The organism is Candidatus Enterococcus avicola (assembly GCF_047470845.1).
GTDB lineage: Bacteria > Bacillota > Bacilli > Lactobacillales > Enterococcaceae > Enterococcus_D > Enterococcus_D casseliflavus.
This window is the reverse complement of the sequence record NZ_JBLGTY010000017.1, coordinates 1-21,368: the sequence shown is the minus strand read 5'-3', so window position 1 is coordinate 21,368 and position 21,368 is coordinate 1. Positions and strand designations below refer to the sequence as shown.

22 protein-coding genes and 2 pseudogenes are annotated in these 21,368 nt (G+C 34.8%); 21 read left to right on the top strand and 3 right to left on the bottom strand.

Translation table 11 applies throughout. The features are described 5' to 3' along the window. Window positions 1-81 precede the first annotated feature (81 nt). From ACI3E5_RS13150 to ACI3E5_RS13110, 9 genes are all read left to right on the top strand, one after another. Complete coding sequence (locus ACI3E5_RS13150) at window positions 82-852, top strand: spr1630 family ClpXP-sensitive toxin (protein WP_498821863.1); 771 nt, start codon at window positions 82-84, stop codon at window positions 850-852. 21 nt (window positions 853-873) lie between these two features. Further along, on the top strand, window positions 874-2,064 hold the full coding sequence (locus ACI3E5_RS13145) for a spr1629 family repressor/antitoxin (RefSeq protein ID WP_498821862.1): 1,191 nt from the start codon (window positions 874-876) through the stop codon (window positions 2,062-2,064). 320 nt (window positions 2,065-2,384) lie between these two features. Continuing rightward, on the top strand, window positions 2,385-3,527 hold the full coding sequence (locus ACI3E5_RS13140) for a DNA cytosine methyltransferase (protein ID WP_498821860.1): 1,143 nt from the start codon (window positions 2,385-2,387) through the stop codon (window positions 3,525-3,527). Further along, window positions 3,517-3,807, top strand: a complete 291-nt coding sequence (locus ACI3E5_RS13135; RefSeq protein ID WP_498821859.1) for a hypothetical protein — start codon at window positions 3,517-3,519, stop codon at window positions 3,805-3,807. The genes ACI3E5_RS13140 and ACI3E5_RS13135 overlap by 11 nt, the downstream gene beginning before the upstream one ends. Before the next feature lie 255 nt (window positions 3,808-4,062). Beyond that, window positions 4,063-5,247 (top strand): MobT family relaxase, encoded by a 1,185-nt coding sequence (gene mobT, locus ACI3E5_RS13130; protein WP_498821857.1) that lies wholly within the window; start codon window positions 4,063-4,065, stop codon window positions 5,245-5,247. Continuing rightward, window positions 5,244-5,381: a DUF3789 domain-containing protein gene (locus tag ACI3E5_RS13125; RefSeq protein WP_010709987.1), complete on the top strand. Its 138-nt coding sequence runs from the start codon at window positions 5,244-5,246 to the stop codon at window positions 5,379-5,381. The genes mobT and ACI3E5_RS13125 overlap by 4 nt, the downstream gene beginning before the upstream one ends. A gap of 4 nt (window positions 5,382-5,385) precedes the next feature. Next, complete coding sequence (locus ACI3E5_RS13120) at window positions 5,386-5,607, top strand: hypothetical protein (protein WP_002298822.1); 222 nt, start codon at window positions 5,386-5,388, stop codon at window positions 5,605-5,607. Between the two features lie 12 nt (window positions 5,608-5,619). Then, window positions 5,620-6,123: an antirestriction protein ArdA gene (locus tag ACI3E5_RS13115; RefSeq protein WP_498821853.1), complete on the top strand. Its 504-nt coding sequence runs from the start codon at window positions 5,620-5,622 to the stop codon at window positions 6,121-6,123. Window positions 6,124-6,187: 64 nt separating this feature from the next. Further along, a complete protein-coding gene (locus ACI3E5_RS13110) occupies window positions 6,188-7,024 on the top strand; it encodes an abortive infection family protein (RefSeq protein ID WP_498855877.1) in 837 nt (278 codons plus the stop codon). 6 nt (window positions 7,025-7,030) lie between these two features. On the opposite strand, the gene ACI3E5_RS13105 is transcribed toward ACI3E5_RS13110, so the two are convergent. Beyond that, window positions 7,031-7,759 carry a hypothetical protein gene (locus tag ACI3E5_RS13105; protein WP_498821851.1) on the bottom strand — a complete coding sequence of 243 codons (729 nt, stop codon included), beginning with the start codon at window positions 7,757-7,759 and terminating at the stop codon, window positions 7,031-7,033. Window positions 7,760-7,822: 63 nt separating this feature from the next. Between ACI3E5_RS13105 and ACI3E5_RS13100 the strand changes: the two genes are divergently transcribed. The 9 genes from ACI3E5_RS13100 to ACI3E5_RS13060 all read left to right on the top strand — a co-directional run bounded on the left by ACI3E5_RS13100 (window position 7,823) and on the right by ACI3E5_RS13060 (window position 17,222). Further along, a complete protein-coding gene (locus ACI3E5_RS13100) occupies window positions 7,823-8,212 on the top strand; it encodes a conjugal transfer protein (protein ID WP_002298826.1) in 390 nt (129 codons plus the stop codon). Next, on the top strand, window positions 8,199-10,646 hold the full coding sequence (gene tcpF, locus ACI3E5_RS13095; protein ID WP_498821848.1) for a conjugal transfer ATPase TcpF: 2,448 nt from the start codon (window positions 8,199-8,201) through the stop codon (window positions 10,644-10,646). Before ACI3E5_RS13100 ends, tcpF begins: the two co-directional genes overlap by 14 nt. A 4-nt stretch (window positions 10,647-10,650) precedes the next feature. After that, window positions 10,651-12,774: a CD3337/EF1877 family mobilome membrane protein gene (locus ACI3E5_RS13090; RefSeq protein ID WP_368264755.1), complete on the top strand. Its 2,124-nt coding sequence runs from the start codon at window positions 10,651-10,653 to the stop codon at window positions 12,772-12,774. Next, entirely contained in the window at window positions 12,771-13,775 is a 1,005-nt protein-coding gene (locus ACI3E5_RS13085; RefSeq protein WP_498821847.1) for a bifunctional lytic transglycosylase/C40 family peptidase, read from the top strand. The genes ACI3E5_RS13090 and ACI3E5_RS13085 overlap by 4 nt, the downstream gene beginning before the upstream one ends. An 18-nt stretch (window positions 13,776-13,793) precedes the next feature. After that, complete coding sequence (locus ACI3E5_RS13080; RefSeq protein WP_428208175.1) at window positions 13,794-14,711, top strand: conjugal transfer protein; 918 nt, start codon at window positions 13,794-13,796, stop codon at window positions 14,709-14,711. Between the two features lie 661 nt (window positions 14,712-15,372). Then, entirely contained in the window at window positions 15,373-15,777 is a 405-nt protein-coding gene (locus tag ACI3E5_RS13075) for a hypothetical protein (RefSeq protein WP_368264758.1), read from the top strand. 44 nt (window positions 15,778-15,821) lie between these two features. Then, a complete protein-coding gene (amaP, locus tag ACI3E5_RS13070) occupies window positions 15,822-16,382 on the top strand; it encodes an alkaline shock response membrane anchor protein AmaP (protein WP_428208174.1) in 561 nt (186 codons plus the stop codon). Between the two features lie 9 nt (window positions 16,383-16,391). Beyond that, a complete protein-coding gene (locus ACI3E5_RS13065; protein ID WP_368264760.1) occupies window positions 16,392-16,577 on the top strand; it encodes a DUF2273 domain-containing protein in 186 nt (61 codons plus the stop codon). 54 nt (window positions 16,578-16,631) lie between these two features. Continuing rightward, window positions 16,632-17,222 (top strand): Asp23/Gls24 family envelope stress response protein, encoded by a 591-nt coding sequence (locus ACI3E5_RS13060; RefSeq protein ID WP_368264761.1) that lies wholly within the window; start codon window positions 16,632-16,634, stop codon window positions 17,220-17,222. A gap of 239 nt (window positions 17,223-17,461) precedes the next feature. On the opposite strand, the pseudogene ACI3E5_RS13055 reads toward ACI3E5_RS13060, so the two are convergent. Beyond that, window positions 17,462-18,746, bottom strand: a pseudogene (locus ACI3E5_RS13055) (ISL3 family transposase). Between the two features lie 315 nt (window positions 18,747-19,061). Between ACI3E5_RS13055 and ACI3E5_RS13050 the strand changes: the two are divergent. Further along, entirely contained in the window at window positions 19,062-19,706 is a 645-nt protein-coding gene (locus tag ACI3E5_RS13050; protein WP_498821839.1) for a TetR/AcrR family transcriptional regulator, read from the top strand. 9 nt (window positions 19,707-19,715) lie between these two features. Continuing rightward, entirely contained in the window at window positions 19,716-20,342 is a 627-nt protein-coding gene (locus ACI3E5_RS13045; RefSeq protein WP_137264915.1) for a TetR/AcrR family transcriptional regulator, read from the top strand. A 243-nt stretch (window positions 20,343-20,585) separates the two neighbouring features. On the opposite strand, the gene ACI3E5_RS13040 is transcribed toward ACI3E5_RS13045, so the two are convergent. Further along, window positions 20,586-20,834 (bottom strand): hypothetical protein, encoded by a 249-nt coding sequence (locus ACI3E5_RS13040; RefSeq protein ID WP_137264916.1) that lies wholly within the window; start codon window positions 20,832-20,834, stop codon window positions 20,586-20,588. 286 nt (window positions 20,835-21,120) lie between these two features. On the opposite strand from ACI3E5_RS13040, the pseudogene ACI3E5_RS13035 reads away from it, so the two are divergent. After that, a pseudogene (locus tag ACI3E5_RS13035) lies at window positions 21,121-21,368 on the top strand (ISL3 family transposase); the annotation flags it as partial.

Genomic DNA, 21,368 nt, shown 5'->3' with positions numbered 1-21,368 from the left:
AAAAAAATCAGGATAAATGCTTTCTTTTTTTAATAAATAAAGTATAATTATTTACAAATAGAAGAATATGAGGTGGATTGCGTGAACAAGTTTTCTTTGGCAAATGAATTGAGTCAATCAATCGTAGATGGTATTTTGAAGGGATATAAAGAGTATCTTGATGTAAGAAGACGGGCTCAAAAAGATTTAAAAGTCAGTGGAGCGTATGCCTGGGTTAAAGGGAATCATATAGATTCTAGTGTAGATGAAGCATGTTCGAATTACGATCAAGTTCAAAGTTCAATTGAGAAAGCAGGATATACTTGGGAATATCTTCAGTTCATTATGGAGGATACGCAAGAAAAGTATCTAGTAATTGTAAAAAATAGTCGAGGAATTACGAAGAATTTTAACGGGAAAGTGGATAGTAACAAAAAGGAAAATTATTTATATGAGTATGCTGGTATTAACAATCCAATCATTGATAGCGAGTCTTTGAAGTCGGTAGCATCTGAAAAAGTTGTTCAATTGGAACTTTCTCTTCCTGAATTGGAAGCAATAAATAAAAATATTGCTATAAAGGCTCCAGAGGGATACAATCGTTTTTATGTGGTAACATACGAATTTGATTCCCAATCCAAAATGATTAGCAAAATTGCTCTGACACTACCAAATCAATATGAAATGAGTCTAGTTGAAGTTGCAGACTTGACGCCACTAATAGAGAAAAGTATTTATTCAATTAGTGATGAAGAACTTGAAATTGTGAAGGGAGATAAAGTTCCTGAAAGTATCTATGCGGATGAAGATCAGTTTTTTGGTTATGGGGTTGCTGCAGAAGAACAAGATGATACAAAGAAAGAAGCAAATTAAGTAGAGAGTTGGGATGTTTCTATGTTTTACGGAGAGAAGTTAAGCAGTCTAAGGGAGTTAAACGGTCTCTCCAGAAAAGAACTAGCAGATCAATTGAAAATAACCGAACAGGCAGTATGGCAATATGAAAATGATTCTATACTGCCTCGAATTGAGATATTAAATCAATTGCGTAGTTTATTTTGTGTGGAGACGAAATATTTTTTCTCATCATGTTATCTGAAAGATAAAGTTAGTGAAGAAAAAATTGCATATAGAGCAGAAGATAGGGAATCTAGAAAAAAGACAAAACTTGAACTTACTTTTTTGAATTATGTTGATTATTATATCAATTATTTTGAACAGAAATTGATAATTCCAAAAGCACCAATAATTGATATTAGAGAACAAAGTTTGAAATTTGTTAAGGAAAGCGATTTAGAAAGAAATGAAGTAATAAGAAAAGTTGCAGAATTTGCTAGAACTGAACTATCTTTAAAAGACAATAAAAACCTAATGTATACTTTGGAGAATAGTGGGATCTATATTGTAGAAAAGAATTTAGGATCCAAAATTGATGCTTATAGTACAGTTACAAACGATGGACGATTATATATAATTTTAGGTACTGTTAAGAAATCAGCAGTTAGAAGAAACTTTGATTTAGTTCATGAATTGGGACACCTTTTATTACATGCTGATGTAGATATGGATATATTAACGCCTGCAGAATTAAAAGTTATTGAAAAGGAAGCACATTTGTTTGCGTCTATATTTCTATTGCCGGAAGAAGAGTTTACTAATGATTTTTTGGCACTAAAAAGAAAATCGAATCCTGATTATTATATTGACTTAAAAAGAAAATATTTAGTCTCGATTTCGGCTATGGAAATGAGAGCCTATGGTTTAGGATTAATGACTTATCAAGAAAATCGGTATTTTTGGGGACAACTAACTAAAAAAGGCTATAAGCTATTGGAGCCTTTAGACGATGAAATCCCTCCAGTTAGACCAGGTAAAATTCGCTCACTTCTTAAATTTGTACTCGATAAAAATGTAATCAGTTTAAAACTTTTATTGAATCAGTTTAATATCTTACCTAGCTTTCTTTCTAATTTGTTTAATTTAGAAGAACATTTTTTTGATCAGTATTTAGAGATAAAAGAGGATTACTTTAGTGATACTAGAATTGTAGATTTAGATGATTTTCGCGATAAAGCTTCTTTTAGTTGAGAAATTTATTTCCTACCACTTTAGAATGTTTCAATATTTTTAACCTGTTGTTTACAAAATTGGAGGAAGAGCTACATGATTGGAAAAGAAAAGTTGATGAAATTATGTCAAAGGACAACCATAACTTTTCTACAATACAAAAGAATGCCTCTGTGAAAGATCTAAAGGCAGTCTTTAAACTTGTAGCAGATGAATCCAACCGCAAACAACACGAATTGATTGGTTTGGATAAAGAAAAATAGATTTGAAATTGAAATAGTTTTAAGAGCCAAGAGCAAAAATGTTCTTGGCTTTTTTCTTTGCAATGAATGAGGTGAGTTATGACATTTTTAGATTTATTCGCCGGGATTGGTGGCTTTCGCTTAGGTATGGAACAAGCCGGTCACCAGTGTATCGGTTTTTGTGAAATTGATGAATTTGCTCGAAGGAGTTATAAGGTAATCCATGATACAAGAAAGGAGGTGGAAATGCATGACATCACAAGGGTATCAGACGAGTTTGTTCAATCACTCGGATCAGTGGACATCCTTTGCGGCGGATTTCCGTGCCAAGCTTTTTCAATTGCGGGAAAGCGGCAAGGATTTTCCGATACTCGAGGTACTTTATTCTTTGAAATCGCTCGGTTCGCCACTCTTCTCCGACCTAAGCTTTTATTCCTTGAGAATGTCCGAGGATTGCTCAATCACGAAAGAGGGGCTACGTTCGAGACGATCCTCCGAACGCTGGATGGATTGGGGTATGATGTGGAATGGCAGGTGCTTAACTCAAAGGCCTACGTTCCCCAAAGCCGCGAGCGGGTCTTCCTTATCGGACATTCTCGAGACGCATGTACCGAACAAGTATTTCCTATCATTGGACCGTCTCCAACATCTGGTCAAAACATCAGAAACTTGTTAAATATCAATCCTTCCAATCGAGGCATGGGTGGACAAGTCTATGGCTCAGATGGTGTAGCACCAACCTTAACTGGTGATGAAGGAATCAAAATCGCATTGCCAGTAAAGGATGGGATTTCTGTAGCTGGTATGTTGCCGGGAAATTTTGAACAAGGTAATCGGGTTTATGAAGTAACCGGAACAGCACCCACCTTGTCCACGAAACAAGGTGGAACAAAGGTTATGATTCGGAAAAATGGAACAGAATATCAAGAGGTGAAGCCAGGGGACAGTGTGAACCTGGCTTTTCCTAATTCCACAAGTCGCCGAGGCCGTCTAGGAAAACGAAGTGTGCATACCTTACTAACAGGAGACCAACAAGCAGTCGTCACAGATCAGTACCAGATTCGAAAGTTAACACCTAGGGAGTGTTGGAGACTTCAAGGATTTCCCGATTGGGCTTTTGACCGAGCTTCTCAAGTCAATTCAGATAGTCAGTTGTATAAGCAGGCCGGAAACTCAGTAACAGTTCCGATCATTTTTGATATTGCCAGAAGATTAAAGGAGGTAAAAATAGATGATTTATGATAAGTTGATTGGGGAAATCTACTGGGTGATTGGCGAGATTCAGTCAGATTCAGAACTGGAAGAAGAACTACGCCGACTCAATTTTGATATTCGTAAAAACGGGGTGAAAGTCTCTGGTGATTCATATGTAATGAAGGAGGAAACCGATGCTCGAATCGAGCTGAATCAAGTCATCAGTGAATTGGAACGAAATGCAGACCTTACCAAAGAACCGGATATCCGCCAATACTTGTTAGAAATGAAAGCAGATTTGGAAGTTAAGGGCATTATCGCGGAGTGACAACCAGATAAACCACTGATAGGCGCTGACCGCGGGGGATTTGCGAAGCAGGAATCCTCCGTGGTGCTGTGCCTATTCATGGACGGCGCTAGCCGGCCATGATGTCTCACCCCCCGTATCTAACAGGGGGGTACAAAAACACAAAAAATAAGCAAGTAGCCACTAAGAATGCTTGTTGTATCAAGGATATTAAGTGATTTGCATACGTGTTAACTCATTTGAAAAAGTTAACACTTTGAATTTGGAGGTGAGAACTTGGCACAACGGAATTTAGATTATCGGCTATTAAAAGACCGACGCAACGAATATGGCGTTTCGCAAAATAAATTGGCTACTGCTTGCGGACTTAGCCGCCCATATCTAAATCAGATAGAAAACGGTGGCGTAACCGCCTCTACAAAGACCATGAGAAAAATTTTTGATCAACTGGAAAGTTTCAATCCCGATTTACCTTTAACGTTACTGCTTGACTATGTAAGGATTCGCTTTCCCACAACGGATGTGCGGAAAATTATTCAAGAAATTCTCCATTTGAAATTTGAGTATATGCTTCATGAAGATTACGCCTTTTACTCCTATCAAGAACAATATGTCATGGGCGATATTGTAGTGATGTTATCTCATGAAGAAGATAAAGGTGTCCTTTTGGAATTAAAGGGTCGTGGTTGTCGACAGTTTGAAACTTTTTTACTCGCTCAAAAGCGTAGCTGGTACGACTTTTTCGAGGATTGTCTAAAAGCCGGTGGCGTGATGAAACGGTTGGACTTGGCAATCAATGATCGAGTGGGCTTATTGGATATTCCTGAGTTAACGAAAAAATGTCAGAAGGAAGAATGTATTTCCTTGTTCCGTACCTTTAAAAGTTATCGTTCCGGGGAGCTGTTGAAAGCCGATGAGAAGGATGGTATGGGTAATACTTTATATATCGGTAGTCTCAAAAGCGAGGTTTACTTTTGTTTGTATGAAAAAGATTATGAGCAATATATCAAGTTAGGGATTCCATTAGACCAAACTGAGACGAAAAATCGCTTTGAGATTCGACTGAAAAATGACCGTGCTTATCATGCGATTCAAGATTTGTTAAAAGGTCGTAGTATTGAAAGTACCACGTTCTCCATTATCAATCGTTACTTGCGATTTGCGGATAAAGTAGAAGGAAAAAGGCGAACCAATTGGCCCTTGAATGAACAATGGGGTCGTTTTATTGGACGGAATCGGAAAGAGATTCAATTAACTTCTGAACCGAAACCGTATACCATTGAACGAACGTTGAATTGGCTTGGACGCCAAGTCGCCCCTACGTGGAAGATGGCTAAGGAATTGGATCATTTGAATCAGACAACCTTTATCCAGGATATGGTAAACAATGCGCGCTTATCAGACCGGCACAAAAAGATTTTGGAGCAACAAAGTATGGCAATCGAAAACTTGATTATATGAAAAGAGGAATTGTGGTGGGAATTGTAAAAGATATGTTATTGGTAGTTGGTGGCAGTATGCTTGGTGTTACTGTGATGTGCTTGATGCATGCAAGTGCAGCGGCGGATCGAGCAATGGAAAAGAAAGGAAAGTGATGAGATGAATTTCGGACAAAATTTATATCAATGGTTTTTAACCAATGCCCAATCCTTAGTCTTACTGGCAATTGTGGTCATTGGTCTATTTTTAGGATTTAAACGTGAATTTTCCAAATTGATTGGCTTTTTGGTGATTGCCTTGATTGCGGTAGGTCTGGTATTTAATGCCTCTGGCGTGAAGGATGTCTTACTCAATTTGTTTAACCGAATCGTCGGTGCGTAAGGAGGAATCACGATGGAACAGATGCGTGTTTATATTGCGAACCTTAGAAAATACAATGAAGGTGAGTTGGTGGGGGCGTGGTTTACCCCACCTGTCGATTTTGATGAAGTCAAAGAACGGATTGGATTAAATGATGAATACGAAGAGTACGCGATTCATGATTATGAACTGCCTTTTGAGATTGATGAGTATACACCAATTGAGGAAATTAATCGGTTGTGTGGCTTGGCGGAAGAACTTGAAGGAACGCCAGTTGGTGAAGTTGTTTCAGAGATTCAACACGCTTTCTTCAATTCATTTGAAGAAATGGTGGAGCATCTGGATAATATTGTTTATTATCCAGATTGTAATGACATGAGTGATGTAGCGTATTACTTGATTGAGGAAACAGGCGCTTTAGGTGAAGTTCCTACTCATTTACAAAATTATATTGACTACGAGGCTTATGGTCGAGATTTAGAAATTGAAGGGAATTATTTGGTTACGAGTCGTGGGGTCTTTGAGCTATGTGAGTGAGAGTATATTGAATACTGCCCTTAAAGATACTACAATAGAAAATATCGAGTAGTATTTCAAAGGAGTGGAAGTGGTGAATATTGACGAGGCAAAACAGCTTGCAAATTATTTTTCAGACGGATCTCCTGGATATATATTGGAATTCAATAATCTTGAATGGGACCTATATACTAAGAAAATAGTTGGATTTGGAATTCAAGAAAGATTTGGTGGCTCTAAAGGAAATTCCTTCAAAGAATTTCTTGTCTCAGAGGATATTAGTGATCACCTAAAGTTCAAATTAATATACTCATTAAATGAAACTATGAAGCAAATTGCTTCTATTCGCCAATTTGAAAATCCAAGTTCATATAAGTCACCTAAAATGAATCCACTTGTGACTCTATTGATTGAAGAGGCATATCATAAGAAAGATAGTGCAAGATTGCTTAATGGTACTAAGTTTTCGAAAAAAGTGAATTTAGAGTATATTCAACAACTTCCTACTCGTATAAGTAAGGATATTCAAAATAAAGATTTCGATTCTGTTTTAACAAAATCAAACACTATGATTGATGAAGTCTTGAAATATATCATTGAGAACACAAAAGGAAAAAGCATTGATAATAATACTGTAAGGTCTAAAGACTTAAGAAATCAAGCCTTTGAAAGACTAAATATAAAAATTGACAAAGATATGGATAAAAGAATAAAAGCTTTAGTTGGTGCTCTAAACACTTTGTCAGACAAAATTCTTGAGATGAGGAATAGTCAAGGTGATGCCCATGCTCAGGGCTCCAGGAGGATTGTAATTAATGAAGAAGAAGCTATCCTTACTGCGAACTCAGCAATGATTTTATGTGAGTATCTATTTCGAAAGTATGAAAAGAGAAAAAGGTTCAGTGATGCAAAAGAGAGTTGATTTTTATCAGCTCTCATTTTCTATCTTTTCAATTTTTGCGAATAGCTTCATAAGAATACTAGTTTGTTCTATAACAAATTCTACTTCTAGGTCAGTGAATGTTTGACTATGTTTAACATTTTCATTTTGATAGCTTATAAGTCCTTTAATAATTAAACGGACCAAATTGATTATTTCTTTTGGAATGCCCTTTTTTCTCAATAAGGGCAGGAGTTCTCCTTCGATAGGCTGGTTTTCTAAAGACTTTGAGTTTTTTAAAATATCCTGCATAAAAAACTCAAAGGCCAGCCTGATACTGTCTAAAGTATAACGGTTATAGATGCTGTTGTCGTATGACTGTATGGCCTTTTCAAACTCTTCTTTTGCTCTTGAGGAAGCAGCCAACCAAGTGTTAGTTTCATTGATGATATTTCTATCTATTTTATCACTAGAATAAACTGAACCATAATTTTTTAGTAACAGTTTTAAAACCTTAGCAACGTCTTTATTTGTTGGATTTTGAGTAAGCACTCTTTCACAAAGATCTTTTATAATTTTAAATTGCTGTTCTTCTGTGAAAGCTTGTAAATTATTTTGAATCGCGGTAGCCTTAGAAGTAAAGTTCGGAAAGGGAGTTGAGACAAAGGGAACAGAAGCGTTAAATTCTGCTCCATATTCAGCAAATAAAGTTGCAATCTCAGTTCCCGAGTAAGCTTCGTTAAGTGTTCCACTTGCCATTGTTACTAAGTTTTGCATATGTACCTCCTTAAAAAATTAAGCATGATGTTTATATTATATTAGAAAGCGAGCCGATTGAATATGAAAAAAATAAAAAGCTACACCAGTATCTGGGCAGTTGAAAAGGTCATTTATGCAATCAATGACTTTCAGCTACCTTTTCCTGTGACCTTTAATCAGATGGCTTGGTTTGTTTTGTCCTTGCTGTTTGTCATCGTTTTTGCCCATGTGCCTCCGCTATCTATGATAGAGGGGGCCTTTTTAAAATACTTAGGCATACCGGTGGTGGTCACTTGGTTCATGTCGCAAAAAACCTTTGATGGTAAGAAACCACTGGGATTTTTACGATCCTTTCTCAGTTATCACTTACGGTTTAAGGTCACTTTTGCAGGAAAGAAGGTCAAAGAACAGAAGAAACGATGGGATGAACCCATCACTCTAGTAAGGAGTGTGAACTATGTACCCGATTAAGTATGTTGAAAATAATCTTGTCTTTAATCAAGAGGGAGAATGTTTTGCCTACTATGAACTTGTGCCTTATAACTATTCCTTCTTATCGCCTGAACAGAAGTATCAAGTGCACGATAACTTTCGTCAATTGATTGCTCAGAATCGTGAAGGCAAGATCCATGCCTTACAAATTGCCACAGAAAGTAGTATTCGTGCCACGCAAGAACGATCAAAAAAGGAAATTACAGGCAGACTCAAAGAAGTCGCGAAACAACGAATTGACCTTCAAACAGATGCATTAGTATCTATGATTGGCGATAGTCAGATTGATTATCGCTTTTTTATTGGCTTTAAACTAATTGCAACAGATGAAGAGGTCAATTTAAAGAGTCTCAAGAAATCTTTCCTTTCTGGGCTTCAAGAATTTGTCTATGGGGTGAACCATCATTTGATGGGTGATTTTGTTTCCTTATCCAATGAAGAAATTCGCCGATATACCAAGCTTGAAAAACTAATGGAAAGTAAATTGGCTAGAAGATTCAAAGTCAGACGGGTCACACCGAGTGACCTGACGTATTTAATTGAACATATTTATGGCGAAAAAGGCACACCGTTTGAAGAATATGAATTTCAGCTACCAAAGAAAAAGCTAAAATCAGAAACGCTGGTGAAACGTTATGATTTATTACGTCCTAGTCGTTGCTTGATTGAAGAAAATCCTCGGTACTTACGCATGGAACATGAAAATCATGAATCGTATGTAGCCTATTTGACAATCAATACGATTATAGGGGAGATGGAGTTTCCTTCTTCAGAACTTTTTTATTACCAGCAACAACAATTCACTTTTCCCATTGATACTTCAATGAATGTGGAGATTGTGACCAATAAAAAAGCTCTTGCCACTGTTCGCAATAAGAAAAAAGAACTGAAAGATTTAGACAACCATGCCTACCAATCCGATAATGAGACAAATTCCAATGTCTTAGATGCTTTGGATTCAGTAAATGAGTTGGAAACTACCTTGGATCAATCCAAGGAGTCGATGTACAAATTAAGTTATGTAGTTCGAGTGAGTGCGGAATCCGTGGATGAATTAAAACGCCGTTGTGATGAAGTGTTCGATTTTTATGATGATACTAATGTAAAACTAGTCCGACCCTTTGGCGATATGATGGGGCTACATGAAGAATTCTTGCCCTCAAGCAAACGCTATATGAACGATTATATCCAATATGTTACTTCTGACTTTTTAGCGGGACTTGGTTTTGGGGCTACTCAAAAGCTAGGGGAATTAGAAGGCATCTACTTTGGCTACAATGTAGATACGGGGCGGAATGTTTACCTGAAACCGGCATTAGCTTCACAAGGGGTCAAGGGTTCAGTTACCAATGCTTTGGCTGCTGCGTTCCTTGGTTCACTCGGTGGCGGAAAGTCCTTTAGTAACAATCTCTTGGTCTACTATGCTGTTCTTTTTGGTGGGCAAGCTGTGATTGTCGATCCAAAAGGAGAACGAGGTGGTTGGAAAGAAAACTTGCCAGAAATTGCGGATGAAATCAATATTCTCAACTTGACTAGTAAACCAGAAAATCAAGGCTTACTTGATCCTTATGTGATTATGAAGAAAAAGAAAGATTCAGAAAGTTTAGCGATTGATATCCTGACTTTTTTAACAGGAATTTCCAGTCGGGATGGGGAGAAGTTTCCAGTGTTGCGCAAAGCTATTCGGACGGTTACCCAAAGTGATCAACGAGGATTGCTGCAAGTCATTAATGAGCTTCGAAAGGAGAACTCTCCAGTCGCGGAAAATATCGCCGATCATATCGAGTCCTTTACCGATTATGATTTTGCCCATTTGCTTTTCTCAGACGGCACAATTATCCAATCGATTAGTTTAGATAAACAGTTGAATATAATTCAAGTAGCGAATTTGGTTTTACCAGATGCAGAAACTACTTTTGAAGAATATACCACGATGGAGTTGCTGAGTGTTTCGATGCTAATCGTCATTTCCACTTTTGCCTTAGATTTTATCCATAGCAACAGAGAAATCTTCAAGATTGTGGACCTGGATGAGGCTTGGTCATTTCTTCAAGTAGCACAAGGAAAGACCTTGTCGAATAAATTAGTGCGTGCAGGTCGGGCCATGAATGCTGGGGTCTATTTCGTCACTCAAAATAGCGACGATTTATTGGATGAACGTTTAAAAAATAATATCGGGTTGAAGTTTGCTTTTCGCAGTACCGACATTCATGAAATCAAGAAAACCTTGGAATTTTTTGGATTGGATCAAGAAGATGAAAGCAATCAAAAACGTCTGCGAGATTTGGAAAACGGCCAATGCTTGATGCAAGATTTGTATGGTAGAGTAGGTGTAGTCCAAGTTCACCCTGTATTTGAAGAACTCTTCCATGCCTTTGATACTCGTCCGCTGGTTCAAGAGAGAACGGAGTGAGGGGATGAAAAAGAAACTTTTTCGGATTGTGGGGATGATCGCAATCAGTTTCTGTGCTATTTTACTTCTTCTCAGTCTGATTGGAACGGTGGCCGAGGCAACAGGTTTGGTTGATGATATGGTGGAAGCCGGAAATCTATATTCCCAATATTCACTTGGTAACTATCAGTTGGATTTCTATGTGGATAGTTCGTGGGATTGGCTGCCTTGGAATTGGGGGGATGGCTTAGGCAAGAGCGTGATGTATGGACTTTATGCCATTACCAATTTTATTTGGACCGTAAGTTTGTACTTATCAAATGCCACGGGCTATGTAGTTCAAGAAGCCTATAAATTGGATTTCATTTCGGATACAGCTGAAAGTATTGGGAAGAATATCCAAACCTTAGCCGGCATTACCGAAAATGGATTACAGACCTCGGGCTTCTACTTTGGATTTCTACTATTGATGATTTTAGCTCTAGGAGTTTATGTGGCGTATACAGGTCTACTCAAACGAGAAACTACCAAAGCAGTTCGAGCCGTGATTAATTTTGTGATGATTTTTCTACTTTCGGGTTCGTTCATTGCTTATGCACCTACCTATATCACAAAAATCAATGACTTTAGCTCAGATGTTAGTGAAGCGGCTCTTAGCCTTGGGACCGAGATCGTTGTACCGAATTCTGAAAGCCAAGAGAAAGATAGTGTCGATTTGATTCGGGATAGCTTATTTTCCATTCAAGTCCAACAACCTTGGTTACTCTTGCAATTTAATGATTCCAATATAGAAGAAATTGGCGAAGACCGAGTCCATAAAATCTTATCCGTGAGTCCAGATGAAAATAAAGGTAAAGATCGGGAAGAAGCGGTCAAGGCCGAGATTGAAGACAATGACAATGCGAATTTAAGTATTACCAAGACCATGAACCGCTTAGGGACCGTGGTCTTTTTGGTGTTGTTCAATATTGGGATTTCCTTCTTTGTTTTCCTCCTAACCGGGATTATGTTATTCTCCCAAATTCTCTTCATTATCTTTACGATGTTTTTGCCGATTAGTTTTTTATTGTCCATGTTGCCGACTTATGAGAGTTTGGGAAAGAAGGCGATTATTCGTTTATTCAATACGATTATGATGCGAGCGGGAGTGACCTTGGTGATTACAGCTGCTTTTAGTATCTCCACGATGTTTTACAATATTTCGGCGACCTATCCCTTCTTTATGGTAGCTTTTCTACAAATTGTGACCTTTGCCGGTATCTATTTCAAATTGGGTGATATTATGAGTATGTTCAACCTCCAGAGTAATGACAGTCAGTCAATGGCCAGACGGGTGATGCGAAGACCGCAAATGTTAATGAATCGTAAATTACGGCAACTCAATCGAAATGTGGGCCGAACTCTGGCTTTTGGTGGAGGTGCAGTAGTTGGAAATAAGTTGTCAAAGGATCAACAAAAGTCCAAATTTCATTCTTCTGGTTTTTCTCCACGAAAGAATCCATCGCTACCTAACAATAACGAGACATCACCTGATTCGACTAAGGAAAATCCAATCTCAAAAAATAAGAAACAGTCTCGAATGAATTTAGCTGGGAGAAAAATCGGCAAAGTTTTGGATACCCAAGCTTTGGTGAAAGATAAGACCAAACAAGTAAAGGATCAAGTACGAAGCACACCGACTAACTTGAAATACAATCTCCATAAAGGAATCGAAAAAACGAAAAAAGCACCAGAAGAATTCAAACGCGGACTAGTCCAAGAAAAAGCGGATCGAGGAGAGTTGCGAGAAAAACAACGACAACGTAGAGATGAAAAAATGGCTGAAAAGCGCAAAGTATTGAACGAAATAGGGAATCGTCGTGGGAAAAGAAGAGAAAATGTTCCGATTAATGCAGAGGTCCAACCTCAGAAAGATAAGACGCCGAAAAAACAAGTACCAAAGCGAATTGTGAAAGGAAATTCGAATCCCGAAATCAAACGAAACCTAATTAGTCAGGAAATTGTTCCCAAAAGAATAAGTCAACCATCAAGTAAGAAAAATTCTTTCCAACAAGTGAAACAGAGGTCTACTCTGCCCAAGCGAACCAATCAAAAAGTACAAAAAAGAATGACCCCTCGGCCAAAATCAAGGTCAGGTGAGAAAAAATGAACTTGAAAAAATTGGGTGTTATTTCGTTAACTTTTCTGACAATCTCTTTTATGGGCATCTTGATATGTGTGGGCTTGTTGTTTGGGGAAGACAGTGAAGGAAGTATTAGTTCAGGTGCTTCTCTTGGGGGAAGTAATGTCTCGGAAGAAGTTTTGAAACACCGTGCAATGGTGGAAAAATATGCCAAGGAATCAAGCATCTCAGAATATGTCCCGATTCTTTTAGCGATTATTCAAGTGGAATCTGGTGGCACAATGGAAGATGTCATGCAGAGTTCTGAATCGGCAGGCTTACCACAAAATTCGTTAAGTACCGAGGCATCCATCAAACAAGGATGTCTCTATTTTGCGTCTTTGGTTAAGCGTTCCAAAGAACTGGGATGCGATCAGGATAGTATTATTCAAGCGTATAACTATGGTGGCGGGTATCTAGATTATGTCGCGAAAAACGGAAAGAAGCATAGTTTTGCTTTAGCTGAATCTTTTTCAAAGGAAAAATCGGGCGGTCAAAAAGTCAATTACCCTAATCCCATCGCGATTAAGGAAAATGGTGGATGGTGCTATAACTACGGCAATATGTTTTATTGCTTGTTGGTGAAGCAATACTTAACTACAACACAGTTTGATGATAAAACAGTCCAAGGAATTTTTGACGAGGCCTTTAAGTATGAAGGAACGGCCTATGTATTTGGTGGCTCAAGTCCAGAAACGGGTTTTGATTGTAGTGGTTTGACCCAATGGTGTTATGCCAAAGTTGGTTTGAAACTCCCTCGGGTCGCTCAGGAACAGTATGATGTTATGACTCATATTAATTTAAAAGATGCCAAACCGGGTGATTTGATTTTCTTTCATTCAACCTATGATGCCGGTACTTATGTAACTCATGTGGGTATTTATGCAGGGGAGAATCGCATGTTTCATGCAGGCGATCCAGTGGGCTGGACAAATTTAACAGAAAGCTATTGGCAGCAGCATCTTATCGGAGCTGGCCGATACAAATAAGAGAAAAGAGGAAAAATAATGAAGATAAAAATTGAACGGAGTCAAAAGGAAAAGACCCTAAAAAAGAAGAAAGAACGAGTCATTTCAGTGGGCAAGCATCGAAAAATGGTGCTCGCCCTTTGGGTTTTATTATCTTGTAGTCTTACTTTTGGAATCTACAAAAACTTCACTGCCATTGATCAGCACACGATTCATGAGAAAGTGGTTCTAAAAGAGAAAGTAGTGAATACTTCTGGTGTTGAAAATTTTACAAAGGATTTTGCGAAAGAATATTTTTCGTGGAAGAATAACAAAGAAGCAATTGAAAAAAGAATGAGTACTCTTGAACAGTACCTTACAGAAGAAGGTTTCTCTTTAAGCCGAGATATGGTTCGAGCAGATATTCCCACAAGTTCCGAAGTTCAATCTGTAAAAATTCTAGATGTTGAAAAACACTCGGAAGAATTTGTCGTGTCATTTCTAGTGGATCAAAAGATTACAGAAGGAAAAAAGACACAATCAATTTCTTCAGCATATCGAGTGATAATCTTTGAAGATGAAAATGGGAATCATATAGTAATAAGTTTGCCTACTATGGTTGGCAAACCAGAGAAGGCACAGTATGAAGATAAACAATTAGAAAGCGATTCAGAAATTGATGCCAAAACAAAGGAAGAAATTACTGAGTTTTTAGAGACATTTTTCAACCTATATCCAGCAGCATCAGAAAAGGAACTTGAGTACTATGTTGAAAACAAAGCAGTTCAACCAATTAATAGTAATTTAAAATTTGTAGGATTAATTAACCCTATCTTTCAACAAAAAGGAAAAGAAATTCAAGGAGAATTCTATGTCAAATATCTTAATATGACAACTAAAGTAAGTAGTACTTTTCAGTATACCTTTCTATTAAAAAAGAGCGAAAATTGGAAAATTACAAAGACGAAATATAATTAGTATTGCTTTTATTCGTTTCAATGATTTTTTTGGTTATGATAAAATCAATAAATCTAGTTAATAAATGAACAATTAATTATAGAATAAAAGTATTAAATTTTAAAGGAAAGACTCATTAATTTTACTACAATTACAAACAAAATGAGTTTCTTATAATTAGTCATCCAAAGATTGGACTATGTAACAGCGTTCTTTATTATTTTTAATAATGTATCTTAATAGTTAATTACTTTTTCAACTAAGTTTATTATCTCTTTTATAAAAATGAAAAACAATAAAATGAACGCTCATTTTATTTGACAAAATAATTATCACTTGATATCATCATTGCATAATTTATTACGAGGCCAAAATAATAAATTGTTTATTTTTCAAATAAGTAATTCTTTCTTTAAGGATATAGCTTTTATGATAAGCAGTTTTAAAAGTAGTAGTAAAAAATTTAGTATATTAACAAACAAATAGAATAGACATTTCTTAGTTTTAATTGGTAGAAGAATTTTAATTTATATCATAGGTTTATTTCTTTTGTAAGAAATTCATTTCTTAACGGCTTTTATAGCTTTGTTCGTTAGGAGCCGTAAGGAAGGTTGCTAATTGTAGTAAAACTGATGGCAATCTAAATCAGTTTTAGTAATTCAATAAATTAAAGGAGAAAGCTATGAAGATAAAAACAAAAAAATACTTTTATGAAATTTCAGATTTTGTCTCTTTTATTGAAAATGAAAGGAAAAAACAGTATGAAGATCCAGAATTAACTTCTTATGACTTAATTTTAGTTAATATTGTGAAAGACTTAAGTTCTAGAGCTAAAAACCTTATCAAAACAATAGATGGTAATAATTTCAAATGTTCCATGGAATCATTAATAGAAATTGATGCGAAAGTTTCAGAATATCTTTTTCATTTAATCACTTGTAAATTTTTAAATAATGATGATGTAAATAAGTGTATTGAAAGTGTAGAAAAAGATAGTCTAGACGATTATTATTATAGCTTAGATTATGAAGATGTACTGAATGAATATAAAGTTATTGTCTATTCAAAATTACAAAGACGATATTAGTTATTGTATTTTTGGACATTGAAAGAATACAAACGAGGGGTACTATGCGAAAAAGTATAAAAATAATACTATCACTGATTTTATTTCTCTTATTTTTTCCACTAGCACATACGATAATCTCCATGCAAAGTGTTGCTAGTCTATCATTTTATTTCTTACCATTTACAGAATACACTTTTATTGGAAGTAGTATGTCTCAATTTTTATTTTGGATTAGTGTATTCTTACTAATATTATTAATTATTAGTCTACTTATTATCTTATTTTATCCTAGTGAAAGTTCTTTTATTCAAAAAAATAAGAACACTGGAAAAATAGCTATTCAGAAAAAAGCTATTGAAAACTTTGTACTAATTATGGCAAAAGAAGAACCTTTTATTGTTGATCCAACAGTAAAAGTCGCAATTAAGAAAAAGAAAATTAAAATATATGTAAAAGGAAAATTACGCAAAGCTTTTCAAACAATGGAAAAACAAACAGCATTTACAAGAAAGATAAATGCTGATTTGAATGAATTATTTGGTATAGAACATACGATTATTACAGATGTAATATTTAAGAATTATCATGGGAAAAATACAGATACTAAATCAAGAGTTTTATAGGAGGAAACGATGAGAGAAATTGTATCAAAGAACAAATATCCTATAATTTTTGGGTTTTTTGGTTTTTCTTTAGGACTATTAATGTTGATATTAGGCTTTATTAAAACATTAATATTAATATTAGTTACTTGTAGTGGCATTTACTTGGGAATTCACTTGGATTCTATTGAATTTTTCGATAGTAAAAAGAAGTAGTTAATAGCCGTTTTTCGGTTAATAATAATTTTTATATTTTTAGGAGGAAAAATAATGGAAAACAAAACAATTAATGCAAAAAAAGATATTGAAAAGAAAGATATATCAAAAACTTTTGAGGATGTTAAAGGAGAACTAGTTTTTGAAGATAAAGTAATCCAAAAAATAATTGGAATTGCGATAGATAAGATTGACGGTCTTTTAACGATTGATGGAGGTTTCTTCTCAAATATAGCTGGTAAATTAGTGAATACAGATAGCAATACTTCTGGTGTGGATGTTGAAGTAGGAAAAAAACAAGTTGCAGTAGATCTTTCAATAGTAGCTGAGTATGGTAAAGATGTAACTTCAATTTATGAAAAAATGAAACAAGTTATTTCAGAAGAAGTTAAAAAGATGACAGGATTAGATGTGATTGAAGTTAATGTAAATGTTGTAGACGTAAAAACGAAAGAACAACATGAAAAAGATTCTGTTACTCTACAAGATCATCTTTCAGATGCTGCTTCTGTAACTAGTGAATTTGTCACAAAACAAACCGAAAAAACAAAAGAAGCTTTTGGCACAGCAAGTGAAAAAGTAAGCGATGGTGTCCAAGATGTTAAAGACAATGTTAAAGAAGCAAAAGAACCACGGGTCAAATAATTATCAGTTTCTTTAATTTAAAAATCTCCTAATAAAATAGATACGGAATAATAAAAGTCCCGTTCTATTGGCTCTTCGACATTTAGTGTTGGTAGAGAAAGATACAACTGAAAATTTAGTTATAACCAGTTAGGTAGAGTGCTTAACTTATTTTTGTGGCTCTTTGTCAATAAGGACTGATGAGTTGTGCAAAATCAAATCTGGGTCAGAATGAACCACATTCTAGCTCAGATTTTTTGTTATCTCACTTTGATTAATTGATTGATCAAAGAGATTCTAATCCTCATGTTCTCGAATGATTTAAATCCGTAGGATACTCGTTTTATCACTTTTATCTTGTTGTTTGTTCCTTCCAATGCACCATTGCTATACCTGGTTTTTAAAGCATATTGAATCCCTAATTTATATTTATTTAAAAACGTCAGTTTCTTACAAAACCATTGTGGGAGGTATTGATCTAAGCTGTTGATCGTATCGAAAAAGCTTTGGCTGTCCTTGTGTTTAAAGTGATAGAGGTGTAGCTGACAGGTCTCGTAAGCTCTTGTTAATTGCTCGTCATAACTCAAAAGTTCATCGACGATCGCTTTTTGCGTCATTGGTCTACAAAAGGATCGATTATATTGATAATTGGAACTATACAGATCATAGGCATACTTAATGAGTAATTTCCAGAATCGCTTCAATCGTCGATACTTTTTCGGTTCTGTTTTTTGAAAGCTATTCATTGTTTTAATTCGCAACTGATTTAATGCCCGAGTGATTTGTTGGACAATGTGAAAGCGATCGGTCACGATTTTGGCGTTTGGGAAAGACCGCCTTTACAAGTTCAAAATAATGGGCATTCATATCCATCACGATGTATTTCACGTTCGCTCGTGCTTTTCGAGTGAATGAATTTAAGGAAATATGGTTTTAAGAAAGCCAGGCGGCGATTCTCCAATACACCGATTAATTACTGGGTCAGCCCATTCATAAAAACAAAACTCATTTTTCCACTGCAGGACTTCATCGATTTGAACTCGTCAAAACAAAGGACCGAAGGTAATGTGTCAAAACGAGGATGATACGTTTTTAAACAGGTGTGCAGGACACGCAGAACGGTTACGTCAGAGACAAAATAGCGATTGGCAATTTCTTTTCTTGTTGTATTCTTCGCCAGTTCCAAGGCAATTTGAACCTTTAATTCCTTTGAAAGATAGCAGTTTTCATCCACCAAATTGGTCTGAGCGTTGCGTTGAATGTCGACTGACATTCTTTACAGTAAAAGTGCGTACCTACCAAGCGTAATTCTGTTTTGGTTGCTCGATAAGGTAAAAGTTGGACTTTTGTTTTGTGTGAGCCATTCTTGATGATTTGTCCTTCATTTTTGATGCCACATTTACGGCAATCGCTTGGTATATAGCTAAGTTTGGCATGGATAAGATTGGTGCGAAACCTCTCTTCTTCTACAGTCTCTAACCATTCTTCTTCGAAGAATAAATTTTCATCTGTTAAACCTAACAATTTTCTAGTACAATGATCCATGGAGATATCCTTTTTTGGTTTGGTTTTGTTTTAGTCGACTAAATTCTACCAGTTAGGCTATCTCTTTTTCTATCTTTTTTTACAAAAAAAGTGTCAGTAGAAAATCCGTAGATTTTCCACCAACACTAAATATTGTAGAACCAAATTTTATTTTATTGGAAATAGAATTTTCTGTAATTTATCTCTATGAAATAATTATTTTTACGATATTTAGTTTTTCTATATATAAAAGTAGGAAATATCTAAAAAATGAGTGATCGTTTTTAAATACTGAGTGTGTTATACTATTTTAAATTATATTTTCAGGAGATATCTATGTATAAAACAGCAAATAAATTGTTTAATAGACTCAAAATAGAAAAAAAGGAAATTATATTAACTCATATTTTGGATGAGTTTGGTAGAATTGGTTATAATTCAGCTTCTGTACGGAAAATTGCCAAGGAAGCACATTTAAGCGTAGGTTCATTATATCAATACTTTAACAATAAAGAAGGAATGTTAGCAGTAGCAATAGAGCATATTTTTGCTATTTTAGAGGAATATATTATTATTATTAACAATACCCCTTTAAAGCTGGAAAACCGTTTAGAAGTAATATTTGAAATGATTTTGGAGCTAGGAAGAAAACATCCTGAACTGATTGTATTTTATAATAAAATTCCTAGTGATGAGCAAATGATAAATGAATGGGTTAAACAGTTTTATGATAATAAAAGTTTTTTTGAAATATACTGGAACACTGTTAACGAACTACAAAAGAAAAATGAAATTAGTGAAAAAATAGATCCAGTTGTATATACTTTTATTATCGATACAATGATGCTATCTGGCGAGCTACTCCAAAACACGCAGTATCAAACAATAAAAGCTGAAATTTTTCTGGAAGATACTATAAAGAGTTCATTAATATTAAAAGAGAATGTCATCGATACGCTATCTTTAATTGCGAAGGAGTAAGATGAGCTTATGTCAATAATTAATAAAAACAATAAGCGAGAAGAAGTTATAATTATTGCAATGGAACATTTTTCTAAATTTGGTTATGAAAAAACAAAACTTTTAGATATTGCTAATGAATCTAAAACTAGTACTACTATTATATATAGTTTTTTTAAAACAAAACACGATCTTTATGAAGCAGTGATAGAGTATAATTTAAATAAAATAAACTGTGAATTAGAAAAAATTGTTGATAAAAGCTCTACAATCAATGAATACATTACAAATATAATTGATAGAGTACGCATAATCTCTGATAAGAAGCAATTATTTTTAAATTTTTACATGCTTATTTCAACTAATTCTGTTCAGATTAAAAACATAGAAATTGTAAAAGAGTTTGAACGAAAAAAGTTTTCTTACTATTTAAAATTTATAGAACATCCCAAAGTAAATGATCGCTATACAATACTATTTATAGATAATATAGTTAATATTTATATCTATTCGTATTTTAACGAATTCTATCGAAAAAAAATATTACTTTACCTATCGCTATATCAACAAGATGAACAATCTATAGAATTTGAAAAAATTCTTTTAACACAACTGAAAATATTGATAGAAAGAAGACTTTTTTCAAAAAATAACTGATGAGCTGTGTAGAAAATGATCAGTTACAAATTATGGGACTAATAATTCAAATATTGGTCTTACATCTACCCCAGAAAGTTAGACTAAAATCTCACTTCTGGATTCACTACACTCTTAAGTCCAATAATCATAAAGTACAAAAACAGATTAAAAACAAATATCTGGTAAATCTATCCACGATTTCAGTAAATCACTGTCAATAATCAATTTAAAAGGCAGGTTTTCCGCTATTTACAATTCACTCTACAACTTGGTATTTTGGCTGTTTTTATGTTTTTCTCCCCAGATTTCAATAATTGGTTTAAATACTTGATTTGAATATTCGGTTAATTTAATTGCTGCAGAAAGATTTAGTTTTTCTACTTTTCGACTACCTGATTTTAAGCTTGAAATAGTGCTTTTACTTAACCCTGTTCCCGCTACTAAGTCTTTTATGGATTCTTGTTTCAATATCCGTTTGATTTTTTCAATATCAGCGACTCCTTTTTCCAAAAAAAAGACTCCTTTTTATATCAAATTTTTAAATACTGTAGTAATAATATAGCACATTTTCGTATGCTGTGGTAATATAACCTGAAAATCTAAGAAAGGGAGCAAAATACAAGAAATTATACTCAGTTACTAAGTTAAAAAAATTACGGTATACTATAAATGAAAGTAATTTCTTCTAAAATAGATAGTAATCTAATTTTCTTTTATATACTAAAATTAACTTTAAAAGAAGATTATTACTTAATGTTTTTTAACTGTTTATATATTTTTGTTTCTAATTATTTGGGCAAAAAAACTGAAAAAGAACCGGCGCTTTTTGCTAAAAAAACGTGCAAACATCACCATTATGAATACGAAACATGGAAAAGTTTCCGAGCACCAAAATACCTATTTCTTACTAAAGCGATGATGATTGATTGCTTGGCTTTTCTACGCCATTGAAGGAGACGTATCCCTATTTTCATGAATTAGTTGAAGCCTTTCGAGACAAAGACCCTGACTTATTTTTCTCCTTATTGGCAGAACTTCCCGAAA